The organism is Halobacillus massiliensis, from assembly GCF_900166625.1.
Classification (GTDB): Bacteria; Bacillota; Bacilli; order Bacillales; family Halobacillaceae; genus Halobacillus_A; species Halobacillus_A massiliensis.
Window position 1 is genome coordinate 4268860 of the sequence record NZ_LT800499.1, and the last position, 13224, is coordinate 4282083.

The window sequence follows — 13224 nt, forward strand, 5'->3', positions numbered from 1 at the left end:
GAAGCCAGATCTCTTGATAGACCTGGCTTTGTTACTATTCCATCTGCTTGGCAAGAAACTGTGCAGCCGTCTGAATAGCCACACCATAGTTCTCATCGATTGGTGATCCTTCTTTGTTGAAAATGGCTACACAACCGATCGGATCCCCCTGTGCGATAATAGGATAAATAATATAAGAGATAACGTCCACTTCTTGATCGCGAACTAACTCAATTGGCTGCGGATGCTTTTCCGATACCTCGGTCCGCTTATCCATTACCTGTTCTACAGTCTGTCCGATTTGGCGGTTTAAGTAAGACTTCTTCGACTCTCCCGCTACCGCTATAAACTCATCACGGTCACAGATAAGTACAGGTACCTTCAATGAATCATGTAAAGCTTCCGCGTATTCTTTTGCGAAATCACCTAATTCATTAATAGGCGAATATTTCTTTAAAATCACTTCTCCTTCGCGGTCCACAAAAATTTCGAGGGGATCTCCCTCTCTAATGCGAAGTGTGCGGCGAATTTCTTTTGGGATTACGACACGTCCTAGATCATCAATACGACGTACAATACCAGTTGCTTTCATTCCATTGCTGCCTCCCTTTCTTGGTGAAATCTCCTTAATTATCCTGTAAAAAAAGCAGATGCAGGATAATTGGTGATAAATATAGTATGATACACCAAAAAAAACCTATTCATAAAAATAAAAGAAAAAGAGTGATTGAAGTCGTTTGATGGAAAAAACAGTCTTCTTTTGGGCTTAGAAATGGTTGTTCCGTTTATCACGTTTGGAGAAAAACGGCTGGGAATCAGCTCCCTTTTAAGCGAGAAGCCGGTGAGTTAGCTCGCTGCACTCACGGTTCTCTCCATAGCTCTATCTCCCTGCAGGAGTCTCGTCATTTCCCTTGATCCCACTTTAAGGGAAGTAAAAAGACTGTTCCGTTTATTGTAAAAAGAAAAAAGAGGCTTGGAAATGACTCCCTTTCCGCGGGGAGCCGGTGAGCTAGCTCGTTACACTCGCGGATCTCACCTTGGCTCTTCTCCCTGCAGGAGTCTCGCCATTTCCCAGCCTCTTTAACGCTGATGGTGTAAACGGAACCCAAAAAAGTTCGGAGAAAAAAACCACTTCCTTTGTTCTCTTACGTTAATGTTCCGTTACTTTAAAAATATAAAGGGCCGTGGGAAACGGCGAGACTCCTATGGGAGGATAGAACAGGGTGAGATCCCGGAAGGCTTTTGCCTGAGGAAGCTCACCGTTCGCCCATGGAAAGCGAGTCGTTTCCCCCGGCCCGGCTCACTAAATTCGGGCAAACGGAACAGGACTCTCATATTTCTGAGAATCAAAGAAGCCTTTATCGGAGCAGAACAAGGGTGTAATCCCGACCCCAGTCCGGTTTTCTAAATTCAGGCAAACAGACATAAAAAAGACTGCCGCTATTTAAGCAGCAGTCTTTTCTCTTATACATTAATAAGCTGGGTCATTAAACACTTGTCGCTTCACGAGTTAAATCAGGAAGCGCCTTAATGAATTCTTCGACAATATCATAGCGTTTTATTTCATTCTGACGATCCCATGTAAACGTTACTTTTAATTGAGAATCTTCCGTACCAAGCTGTACCATGCGGCCATATTGATTAGCAAATTCAAATAACTTTGCCCCATCGATGGCCTGGCTTTGAGAGGCTTCCATAAGAAGGATCATCTTTCGTTTTTTCTCAGAGATTGATTCTATTCGAGCTTTCTTCGCGTGATACCTCAGGGAAGAAACAGTGATCAGATTTTCCACCTCTTCTGGATAGTCACCGAATCGGTCAATCAGTTCATCACGGATATCATGGATATCTTCGAGCGATTCAATTGCCTGAAACTGTTTATACATATCGATTTTCTGTTTTTCATCAGAAATATATTCATCTGGTATATAAGCATCAACTTTCACATCAAGCTCTGTTTGGAAAGGCTGAATAGCTTCTGGCTCTTTGCCCTGTCTTTTCGCTTCAATTGCGTCTTTAAGCATTTGTGAGTACATATCAAAACCAACAGAATCGATAAACCCATGCTGCTGGGCACCGAGCAGATTTCCGGCTCCCCTTATGGAAAGGTCACGCATAGCAATTTTAAATCCAGAGCCTAGCTCTGTGAATTCCTTAATCGCCTGCAGACGTTTTTCCGCCACTTCTGTGAGTACTTTATCTTTTTGATAAGTGAAGTATGCGTAGGCTACACGATTAGATCGCCCCACTCTTCCCCGCAGCTGATAAAGCTGACTGAGACCCATTTTATCAGCATCATAAACAATCAACGTATTGACATTAGGAATATCCACACCCGTTTCAATGATGGTTGTACTTACGAGCACATCAAATTCCCCTTCCAAGAAGGAAAACATAACATTCTCAAGCTCTGTTTCATTCATCTGGCCATGAGCAAATGCAACCCTTGCTTCCGGGACAAGCGCTGAAATCTCCTGTGCCATCCGCTCGATGTTTTCGACACGGTTAAACAGGAAAAATACTTGGCCGCCGCGCGCCATCTCACGCTCCACCGCTTCCCTCATGAAGACAGGGTTATATTCAAGCACATATGTCTGAATCGGGAATCTGTTTTCCGGCGGAGTTTCAATAACCGATAGATCACGGACCCCAAGCATAGACATGTGCAGCGTACGTGGAATCGGTGTTGCTGTTAATGTCAGTACATCGACATTGGATTTGAGCTGCTTAATTTTTTCCTTATGTTTTACTCCGAACCGCTGTTCTTCATCGACAATCAGCAAGCCTAAATCTTTAAACTGAATGTCTTTGGAAAGGATACGATGGGTACCGATGACGATATCAACCAATCCTTTGCGCAGACGGTCCGTCGTTTCTTTTTGCTGTTTTTTCGTACGGAAGCGGCTTAACAGCCCAATATTGATGCCGAAGTCCTGGAATCGTTCCTGCATTGTTTCATAGTGCTGCTGAGCAAGGATTGTCGTGGGTACAAGCAGGGCCACTTGTTTTCCGTTTTCAACGGCTTTAAATGCTGCACGAATCGCCACTTCAGTTTTTCCATAGCCCACATCACCGCAAAGCAGGCGGTCCATCGGGCGAATGCGCTGCATATCCTGCTTAATTTCTTCTATACAGCGGATTTGGTCTTCTGTTTCCTCATAAGCAAAGGCAGCTTCAAAATCGCGCTGCATCTCGCCATCTTCTGAAAAAGAGAATCCTTTAGATGCTTCACGCTCGGCATAAAGCTGAATGAGGTCATCCGCAATATCTTCAACGGAAGACTGGACTTTTCGTTTTACCTTCGCCCATTCGCTTCCTCCGAGTTTATATATTTTAGGCTCTTTTCCTTCTGAGCCTACGTATTTCTGGATAAGATCAATTTGATCAATCGGTACAAACAGCTTGTCATTTCCGGAATATTTCACCATGAGAAAGTCTTTATGGGTATCTCCGACTTTCAATGTTTCAATGCCGATGTATTTACCAATACCGTGATTGGCATGTACAACATAGTCACCGACTTTTAACTCCTGGTAGTTTTTAATTCTTTCGGCGTTTGTCATTTTCTGTTTGCGTTTAGACTTGGCCGTCTGCTTCTTAAACAGCTCTTTTTCTGTTAAAACGGCAAGCTTGTGAAGCGGCCATTCAAAACCGCTGCTAATGTTGCCTTGAAGGATAACAGGCATTTTTACAGGAAGCGTGACCGAATCTTTAACGACAGAGGCTTCCATCCCATAATCAAGCAGTACAGAGTGTATCTTCTCTGCCCTTGCTTCATCAGGAGCTAACAGGAGCACACTGTAATTCTGCTTCGTCCAGCGTTCCATTTCTGTTTTCAACAAATTCATCTGGCCATGGAACTGCTGCATTTGGCGAGAGGAAATATTGACGATATTCTGAGGCTGGGTATTTGCGATATGGCGCATGAAAACAGATAAGTACAGCTTAGGGTGCTTCATCTTAACCCAAGTATCATGCCAGTCAAAGGAAATGCGCAGACCGCGCACAAGCTGATTTACTTCAAGCAGGCTGTTGTACCATTCGGCTTCTTCGTGATCTAGGCGGCTTGCTGTTTCATTAATGCGGCTCATTTCATCGAGTACAATTAACCCATTCTCAGGCAGATAATCAAGCAGGCTTATCGGCTCTTCATAAAAATACCCAATATACTTATACAGCTCTTGAAAACGTTCGGCACTACGCAGGCGTTCAATATCTCTTTCCGTATGGGCATTCAGCGTCTCTTTTGCATCGCTTTTCGTCAGCTTCTTCAAAGAATGACTAAGAGCTTCTTCCAGTTTATCCGCAGCTCTTGTAAAATCTTCTTTTGTAAGCAGAAGTTCCACCGCCGGACCAATGCTGACTTCCTGAAGTTTTTCATGAGAGCGCTGTGTCTCTGAATCAAATGTACGGATCGAATCAATTTCTGTATCAAAAAGCTCGATCCGATAGGGGAATTCTGCTGTTAAAGGGTATATATCGATAATGCCTCCACGCACAGAGAATTCCCCGGGACTGGCTACCATATCTACGCGTTCATATCCCATGTTTATAAAATGTTCCAGATAAGTATTTAAATCAATATCTTCTCCAACACGAAAAGGGAGCACGTTATGCTCCCAATAGGATTTAGGCGGCATGATTCTCTTAATAGCAGATACAGGTGCAATCAGGACACCTGTTTTCTTGTTCAGCCACTGACTTAAGGCGTCAATACGCTGACTCCTTAACTCAGGACTGGCTACGGCAATTTCCGAGGCAATCAATTCGTTCACGGGATAAAGGTGAACATCTTGATCCTCGGTTAATTCCATCATATCCTCATAAAGCTGCTGTGCTTGAATAAGCTGGTGAGTCACGATGATAACCGGGCGGTTCAGCGACTCTTTTAGAATGGAGACAAGCAGGCTCCTCGAAGCTCCTGAAAGCCCGGCCACCATTTGTTCTTTCATACCTGCCTCAAAGCCATCAATCACAGATCGCACGTCGTCATGGGACTGCAAATAATTTTTTATACCTTGCATCTTTAACTCCTCCGGAACCAGGAAGCCCGCTCTTGGAGGAGCTTCCCAGTTTAGTGAATAAAAAAGTCTAGTTCATGATAATGAGGATTCTGCTGTAACGACCGTTCACAGGAATCACAGATTGTTTTAATCTTCATATTGCCCTGTGCATCATACGTAATCATTTCCTTATGATCCTCTTCATTTAAACACTCTAAGCCAAGCTCAGAAATTGCGACACGTTCTCTGTCCAACTTTCCTACTTGGCGTTTGCAATGCCGGCAAATATAGTGAATTTGCATAGATACACATCTCCTCTAAAGGTGTCATGTATCTAGTGTTACCGGCGAAATTACCACTTATACTATTTTACTTCGTATTGTAATCGTTCATAACTTCAAGAAAAGGTCTGGATAACCACGCTTCACATGCCTTGGCCGACTGTTCAATGGATTCATTGACAGCTCCCTGTTCTTCCTTGGAAAAAGTGCCAAGTACGTAATCGACAACAGACATTGGGACAGAAGGGCGTCCTACCCCTACACGAAGACGTTTGAACTCTTTCGTTCCCAGCTGATCAATAATGCTGCGGATTCCATTATGTCCACCATGACCGCCTTTCTGACGCAGGCGAATCCGTCCTGTCGGTAAGTCTAAATCATCATAGATGACAAGTACGTCTTCTGGCGGGATATCGTAGTAGTCTAAAAATAAGCGAAGAGACTCTCCTGATAAATTCATATATGTCTGCGGCTGAAGCAATAGAACCTTTTCGCCGGAAAAATGCTCGATCGTATATTTCCCTTTGAATTTTTCCTGCGAAAGACTCCAGTTATGTTTCCCTGCCAGTTCATCAATAACCATAAAACCTATATTATGGCGGGTTTTTTCATATTTCCTCCCTGGATTTCCAAGGCCTACAATGCACTTCATTTAAAAATCTTCCTTTGCCTTTTCATATTCGTTCTATTATAACAGATTTACCTGAAAAAAATTGTCTAAACAGGACTGCTCCCACAAAAAAGGACGCAACCTTCGGCTACGCCCCTCTTCGTATATATTTTTTATTACTCTTTTATTACTCTTTTATTACTCTTTATTTTCTGCTTGCTCGTTGTTCTCTTCCTGCTCTTCGTCAGAACCTTCTTTTTCTCCTACGACTTCAGGTTCCTGATCAGCTTCTTCAAGCTCCGGCTCTTCCGGCATTTCTTCCGGTGGAGTGACGGAAACGATCGTTGTATTTTCATCTTCCGTAATCTCATAATTACGAGCTTCTTTTAAGTCGGCAACCATAATACTGTCACCTATGTTTAACTCGGAAACGTCCACAACGATTTCTTCTGGAATATCACGAGGTTTTGCTTTTATAGCCAGTTCGTAAAGCGGCTGCTGAACAACTCCGTCTTCTTTGACGCCGGCAGCTTCACCTTCAAGACGAACAGGTACTTGTACATCCATCTCTTCAGCCATGTTTACGATGTAAAAGTCTGCATGAAGCAGTTGATCTTTCAAAGGATCTACCTGATATTCGTGCAGCATTACGTCTACTGTATTGCCGCCATCAATATTTAAAGAAATAATTGCGTTTTTCCCTTCATCACGAACAGTTTTCAGCAGTTCCATGCTGTTTACTGAAACGTTAACAGGTTCTTTATCTTTTCCATAAACTACTGCAGGAACGTTGCCTTCCTGACGTAATTCTCTCGTTACTGATTGTTTAAGGTCTTTTCTTTGATCTGCTTTTAATGTAATAGCCAAAATAATCTCCTCCAGTTAATTAACCATCTATTTAAATCTGATTCCCAACTTTGTAGAAATTAAACCTTTTTTATTACAAAACACACTAAAAAACCGATTAATCAAACAAAATACTTACGGATTGACGTTCATGGACACGGATTATAGCTTCACTGATTAACGGAGCAACAGACAGCTGGGTGATCTTATCAATCGCTTTTTCTTCACCTAGCGGGATAGTGTTCGTTACGACAAGTTCTTTTATGTTGGAGCTGTCGATACGTTCAATAGCCGGACCAGATAAAACAGGGTGTGTACAGCAAGCATACACATCTTTTGCCCCATTTTCCACTAAAGCGTTAGCCGCAAGTGTAATAGTACCTGCTGTGTCTATAATATCATCGATCATAATCGCTGTCTTTCCTTCGATGTTACCGACGATATTCATAACTTCTGCCACGTTTGGACGCGGCCGGCGCTTATCAATAATAGCAATCGGAGCTTTTAAGCGGTCAGCCATCTTGCGGGCTCTTGTTACTCCTCCATGGTCAGGGGAAACGATTACGACATCCTCGAAATTCTTCGATTCAAAATAATCGGACAGAATGGGCACACCAACCAGGTGATCAATCGGCATATCAAAGAATCCCTGAATCTGTGGTGCGTGAAGATCCAGCATAATGACACGGGAAGCTCCTGCCGTTTCAAGAAGGTTAGCTACAAGCTTTGCCGTAATTGGTTCACGGGCGCGTGCCTTGCGATCCTGTCTCGCATAGCCATAATAAGGCATAACAATGTTTATACTGCGGGCAGAGGCACGTTTTAATGCATCGATCATAATAAGCAGTTCCATAATGTGCTGATTGACCGGGGCACATGTCGACTGAACGACGTAGACATCACATCCGCGAATACTTTCGTCAATGTTGATTTGAATTTCTCCATCACTAAAGCTTGTTACCGTACACTTGCCTAATTCTGTGCCTATATTCTCCGCAATTTCTTTTGCCAGCTCAGGATTAGAATTGAGAGAGAACACTTTCAATTTAGAATCCTTGTATCCAGTTGCCATGGATGAACCCTCCGTTAATCTTTTTTATTCGGCTGCATTTTACTAGCGTAGCCTTCTTTATTCGTTTGACGGGAACGAGCGATAGATAATGCTTCTGCTGGTACATCTTGATTAATGGTGGATCCAGCGGCTACATAAGCACCTTTTCCAACCGTAACAGGAGCAATTAAATTCGAGTTACAGCCGATAAAGGCATCATCTTCAATTGTCGTTAAATGCTTGTTAACACCATCATAGTTCACTGTAATTGTACCACAACCGACATTCACTCCGCTTCCCACTTCCGCATCTCCAATATAGCTTAAATGTGAAGCTTTGCTTCCGTTTCCGAAGGCTGCTTTTTTAATTTCAACAAAATTGCCGACTTTCACATCGTCCCCTAAAGAGGAATCAGGGCGAATATGCGCGAAGGGGCCAATCTGCACACGCTCTCCGATGCGGCTGTCCGCTGCAACACTTTGCTTCACCACTGTTCCTGCACCAACACTACAATTCGCAATTGTTGAATGAGGTCCGACCGTTACATCGTCAGCGATCACTGTCTGCCCTTCTAAAATGGAACCAGGGTAAATGGTTACATCCTGACCAATTTGAACATTAGGACCGATATAAGTCTGCTCTGGATCGACAAGAGTAACTCCATTGCGCATATGAGATTCATTAATTCTCTGCTTCATTAACCGTTCGGCTTTCGATAAAGCCACACGGTCATTTACTCCTAGAGCCTCTGAGAAGTCCGTAGTCTGGTAGGCACTGACCACTTCTGCCTGATCTTTAAGTATTTGAATAACATCTGGAAGATAATACTCTCCCTGTGCGTTATCATTGGAAACATTTTTTAAAGATTCAAAAAGCAGTTCATTATCAAAGCAATACGTACCAGTGTTGATCTCCTGTACAGCCTGCTCTCCCTCTGTAGCATCCTTTTGCTCTACAATACGCTCGACCTGGCCATTTCCACCACGAATCACACGCCCATAGCCTGTTGGATCTTCAGCATGAGCTGTTAAAATTGTAGCCTTTGCCCCTTTTTCCAAGTGATGATTTACCATGTTTTGCAAGGTTTCATCCGTTAATAAAGGAGTATCGCCACAAGCAACAATTGTAACACCTTGTTTTCCTGCCAGAATGCTTTCCGCTTGCTGGACGGCATGTCCAGTTCCAAGCTGTTCTTCCTGGATTGCATAATGGCTGTTTTTTCCGAGCTGGTCTTGTACTTTTTCAGCACCATACCCAACAACAGTTATTAATTCATCAAGCTGTAATTTATTCAGTTGGTCAACTACGTGCTGGACCATTGGCTTTCCGCATACCGGATGCAAAACTTTATAAAGCTTTGACTTCATACGAGTGCCTTGTCCAGCGGCTAATACTACTGCAAATTTTTGGGTCATGAAGCAACCTCCATCCTATTTATCCATTATGAATAATATCTTAAATACCGTATGATTTCAACAGAGAGCTCGTTCCAAAATAAGGGGATCTCTACTCAAACAAAAAGGAAGCCCGACCCCCCTTGAAGGTCTGACTTCCTTTTTAAGGAATTCTTAATTAAGAAGCTCCTGCTTCTTCAAATTCTACTTCAGATTCCGCATCACCGGCATTGTGATATTCCTCAAGAACTGCTTCCTGAATCTTACCGCGTGTCCCTGAGTTGATAGGGTGGGCGATATCACGGAATTCACCATCAGGAGTACGCTTGCTTGGCATTGCAACAAACAATCCATTGTTGCCATCAATCACCCTAATGTCATGGACAACAAACTCCTGATCCAAGGTAATAGAAGCAATTGCTCGCATTCTTCCTTCGGTATTTACGCGTCGCAGTCTTACGTCAGTTACTTCCATTAAAGTTCACCACCTTTTCCCAAAAAAGAACTTATTAAACCAATTCCACAAGACAAAAAGAAAATCCTGCTAATTTCACAAAAAAATTTGAAAGATATTAAAAATTCTAATTTTATAAGTCCTTTTCCTTATGAATTATCCTTTATATAGGTGATAAGTATTTATAGGATTTTTATTGCAGGAAAAACCGGTTCTGTTTGCCCTAATTTAGAAAATGAAGCCAGGAATCCTATAGGAAATTTCGTTGTTCCGTTTACCGTGATAAAGAGGATCGGGCCTGGGGAAGCAACTCGCTTTCCATGGGCGAACGGTGAGCTTCCTTGGGCTTTAAGCCCACCGGGTCTCACCTTGTTCTATCCTCCCATAGGAGTCTCGCCGTTTCCCCCACCCTTTATGTTTATTAAAAATAAAGAAACCTTGGAATAGTGAGGGTAAATCCTATAGAAAGTTGTAGGAAATTCCCTTGTTCCGTTTACTTTGATCAAGAGGATCGGGCCTGGGGAAACAACTCGCTTTCCATGGGCGAACGGTGAGCTTCCTCGGGCTTTAAGCCCTCCGGGATCTCACCCTGTTCTATCCTCCCATAGGAGTCTCGCCGTTTCCCCCGGCCCTTTACGTTTTTTGAGTAACGGAACATTTAAGAGGAGAGGATCGATCTCATGAGAGAGCTTACTGAGATTACAGCGTTCCGTTTATACCAACAACGGTAAAGAGGATGGGAAATGGCGAGACTCCTGCAGGGAGATAGAGCTAAGGTGAGATCCGCGAGTGGAACGAGCTAGCTCACCGGCTCCTCGCGGAAAGCGAGCTATTTCCCAGCCGCTTTTTTCCTGCCCCAGTAAACAGAACTGCCATCATTCCCCAGCCGCTTCCTCTTACTACAGTAAACGGAACTGCGATTTTCTTCCAACGCAAAACAAAAGCCTCTATCCGGAAGATAAAGGCTTTTGTTTTGCGTAATATTTATTTAAAAAGATTTCCCGGATGGACTTCGATTTTCGGCTGACGGTTATCCACGTTCATAATCTGAACGACCGATACGTAATCATCCACAACACGATCTTCTTCTTCATCTTCCGCTTCGGCTAACACACCAATACCGGCAACTTCTGCATTGAATTCCTTTAACAGGCTTCGCATTCCGTTTATCGTGCCGCCAGCTTTCATAAAGTCATCGATTATACATACTCTTGAGCCTTCGGTCAGTGATCGTTTCGTAAGCACCATCGTCTGGATCTTTCTGGTGGAGCCTGAAACGTAATTAATGCTTACTGTAGACCCTTCCGTGACTTTAGGGTCACGTCTTACAATAACAACCGGCACGTTCAAGTATGAGGCAACGGCATAGGCGAGTGGAATTCCCTTAGTCGCAACCGTCATGACAGCGTCTATTTCCTTTTCAGCAAAAGCTGAAGCCAGCAGGCGTCCAATGTTCCGAACGGTTTCCGGCTCTCCTAATAAATCACTCATAAACAAATATCCGCCCGGAAGAATCCGCTGAGGGTCCTCAAGCCGTTTACACAGTTCCCCCACAAAAGACTTATTGAAGTCTTCGGAAAAAGCAGGGATGTACTTTACTCCTCCCGCAGCCCCCGGAACGGTCTCAAGACGACCGATCCCTTCCTTCTGGAACATCTTATTAATAATTGCTAAATCTTCACTAATAGAAGATTTAGCCGCATCGTATTTTTTTGATAAAAAAGGCAGAGATACCATCTGTCTTGGCTGATCCAGCACATAATGGGTCATCGCCACCAGTCGTTCGCTTCTTTTCATGAAAGACACCTCAAAACCCGAATATTATCTTATAATATAACAGATTTGTACGGTTTTATTCAAGTGGTTTCTTTCATTCCAAGCATTCTGACCATGTAAACTTCTGGACAGAAGCCTTTAAGGCTATTATATATTCGATGCAGCTTTCCATCCTGTGAGACTAAAGCAAATACCGTGGGGCCGCTTCCGCTCATTAATACAGCCTCTGCTCCAGCCTGCTTCATCTTTTCTTTTATCTGGTTGACTTCCGGGTGCAGCTTCGTTGTTACCCCCTCGAGTATATTCGATACGTTAGCACAGATATCATCAAAGCTTCCGCGGTAAAGAGCATCAATCATGGCCTTTGTATTTGGATGCTCAGCTTTTTTAATATTAAGCTTTTGATAGATGGTCTGAGTTGAAACTCCAATCGCAGGCTTTGCGAGCACGACCCAGCATGCAGGGGGTGGTGGAAGCTCCTCTATGATTTCACCACGTCCGCGGGCTACAGCCGTCCCTCCATATACGCAAAAAGAAACATCAGAGCCGATACGGGCTCCAAGCTCAGCCAGTGTGTCTATGCTGGCATTGATTTTCCACAGTTTATTCAGTCCGCGCAGTACAGCAGCTGCATCACTGCTTCCGCCTGCAAGACCTGCGGCTACAGGGATATTTTTTTCAAGGAATATGCGGACACCCTGTTTTATATTAAAATGATTCTGCATCAATTGAGCCGCCCTGTACGCTAAGTTACGCTCATCGTTTGGCACAAAGCGGCTCTCCGATTCAATTTTTATTTGACTGCCTGGAAGCAGCTTTAATTCAATGCGATCGGCCAAATCTACTGTCGTCATGACCATTTCTACCTCATGGTAGCCGTCCGGACGTTTATGTAGTACGTCAAGAGACAAATTAATTTTAGCCGGTGCTTTTTCTAACACAATCATACCTACACCTCCCAGGGGACGTAATCTTCTTTCAGCATTGTATCATAAAACACAGTTGTGTGGAGAGGCTTTAAGACGGCCCCGTAAGACAAAATCTGTATCCGATGAGAAGATCTGCAGATTAAAGGTTCGCCTTTAATAATCCTTCACTTATAATAAAAAACCGCCCAGCCAAAAAAGGCTGAGCGGTCACCGTTACTTTTGGTTATTTATCATTTGTTCTTCGGCCATCTGGATGGCACGTTTCACCATGTTACCAGCATCGCGGGTCGTAATCCCGCCCCAGCCTTCTTTTTGAACCGTGTCGTAAAATCCAAGCTCTTTTGCGATTTCCTCTTTCAACGAATCGGACATGATACTTCGTCTGCGTCCCATCGTTTTCAGCTCCTTTCGCCATAGCTAACTACGACACTTTTATTATCTGTCGTCTACAGGAAAAGATGCGAGGAAGTATTCGGAAATTCTCTATTCATACAAAAAAACAGCAACCCGGGGGTTACTGTTCCATAGCCATTGATGATAAATCTTCGAAGCTTAGTTCGACTGTCTCTGTGAGTACATCTGCATAACTATATGACACACGTTCGAAAGCATTTTCTTCTTGGTCCAACTCAACAATAAATACTGCAGGGTATGTTTCTGCAAGAACGCCAGTGCGTTCAATTGTCTTACGACGTCCACCGTTCGCTTTTAATGTTAAACGTTTACCAATCTGCCCTTCAAGGGATTGTTTGATTTCTACTAACGTTTTAGCCACTACACTCCACCTCACTAAAGAATAATATATCATCATTTCTGGACAAAGTCAAATAAAATATTTAATTATACCAATAGGGTAAATTCAATGTCAACATAATAATTTGTAGATAAGGGTCTAATTTAA

Annotated in this window: 12 protein-coding genes; all 12 read right to left on the reverse strand. The window is 43.3% G+C overall.

Features of this window, described 5'->3' with window-relative positions:
* Nucleotides 1-34: 34 nt before the first annotated feature.
* The gene (gene spoVT / locus B7E06_RS21305) at nt 35-571 is read right to left on the reverse strand and encodes a stage V sporulation protein T (RefSeq protein ID WP_082235821.1); all 537 of its coding nucleotides are present in this window, start codon (nt 569-571) and stop codon (nt 35-37) included.
* Nucleotides 572-1466: 895 nt separating this feature from the next.
* Nucleotides 1467-5003, reverse strand: a complete 3537-nt coding sequence (mfd, locus tag B7E06_RS21310) for a transcription-repair coupling factor (RefSeq protein WP_082235822.1) — start codon at nt 5001-5003, stop codon at nt 1467-1469.
* 50 nt (nt 5004-5053) lie between these two features.
* Nucleotides 5054-5284, reverse strand: coding sequence for an anti-sigma-F factor Fin (gene fin, locus B7E06_RS21315; RefSeq protein WP_082235823.1), 231 nt, complete (start codon nt 5282-5284; stop codon nt 5054-5056).
* Nucleotides 5285-5351: 67 nt separating this feature from the next.
* Nucleotides 5352-5915 (reverse strand): aminoacyl-tRNA hydrolase, encoded by a 564-nt coding sequence (gene pth, locus B7E06_RS21320; protein ID WP_082235824.1) that lies wholly within the window; start codon nt 5913-5915, stop codon nt 5352-5354.
* Between the two features lie 156 nt (nt 5916-6071).
* Nucleotides 6072-6740 carry a 50S ribosomal protein L25/general stress protein Ctc gene (locus B7E06_RS21325; RefSeq protein WP_082235825.1) on the reverse strand — a complete coding sequence of 223 codons (669 nt, stop codon included), beginning with the start codon at nt 6738-6740 and terminating at the stop codon, nt 6072-6074.
* 97 nt (nt 6741-6837) lie between these two features.
* Complete coding sequence (locus B7E06_RS21330) at nt 6838-7791, reverse strand: ribose-phosphate diphosphokinase (protein WP_082235826.1); 954 nt, start codon at nt 7789-7791, stop codon at nt 6838-6840.
* Nucleotides 7792-7805: 14 nt separating this feature from the next.
* Nucleotides 7806-9185 carry a bifunctional UDP-N-acetylglucosamine diphosphorylase/glucosamine-1-phosphate N-acetyltransferase GlmU gene (glmU, locus tag B7E06_RS21335; RefSeq protein ID WP_082235827.1) on the reverse strand — a complete coding sequence of 460 codons (1380 nt, stop codon included), beginning with the start codon at nt 9183-9185 and terminating at the stop codon, nt 7806-7808.
* A 157-nt stretch (nt 9186-9342) separates the two neighbouring features.
* Nucleotides 9343-9639, reverse strand: a complete 297-nt coding sequence (gene spoVG / locus B7E06_RS21340; RefSeq protein ID WP_082235828.1) for a septation regulator SpoVG — start codon at nt 9637-9639, stop codon at nt 9343-9345.
* 963 nt (nt 9640-10602) lie between these two features.
* The gene (gene purR, locus B7E06_RS21350) at nt 10603-11415 is read right to left on the reverse strand and encodes a pur operon repressor (protein WP_082235830.1); all 813 of its coding nucleotides are present in this window, start codon (nt 11413-11415) and stop codon (nt 10603-10605) included.
* A gap of 59 nt (nt 11416-11474) precedes the next feature.
* Nucleotides 11475-12341 carry a 4-(cytidine 5'-diphospho)-2-C-methyl-D-erythritol kinase gene (gene ispE, locus B7E06_RS21355; RefSeq protein ID WP_082235831.1) on the reverse strand — a complete coding sequence of 289 codons (867 nt, stop codon included), beginning with the start codon at nt 12339-12341 and terminating at the stop codon, nt 11475-11477.
* A gap of 195 nt (nt 12342-12536) precedes the next feature.
* Nucleotides 12537-12716, reverse strand: a complete 180-nt coding sequence (locus B7E06_RS21360; RefSeq protein WP_082235832.1) for a small, acid-soluble spore protein, alpha/beta type — start codon at nt 12714-12716, stop codon at nt 12537-12539.
* A 121-nt stretch (nt 12717-12837) separates the two neighbouring features.
* On the reverse strand, nt 12838-13098 hold the full coding sequence (gene veg, locus B7E06_RS21365; protein ID WP_082235833.1) for a biofilm formation stimulator Veg: 261 nt from the start codon (nt 13096-13098) through the stop codon (nt 12838-12840).
* Nucleotides 13099-13224 lie beyond the last annotated feature (126 nt).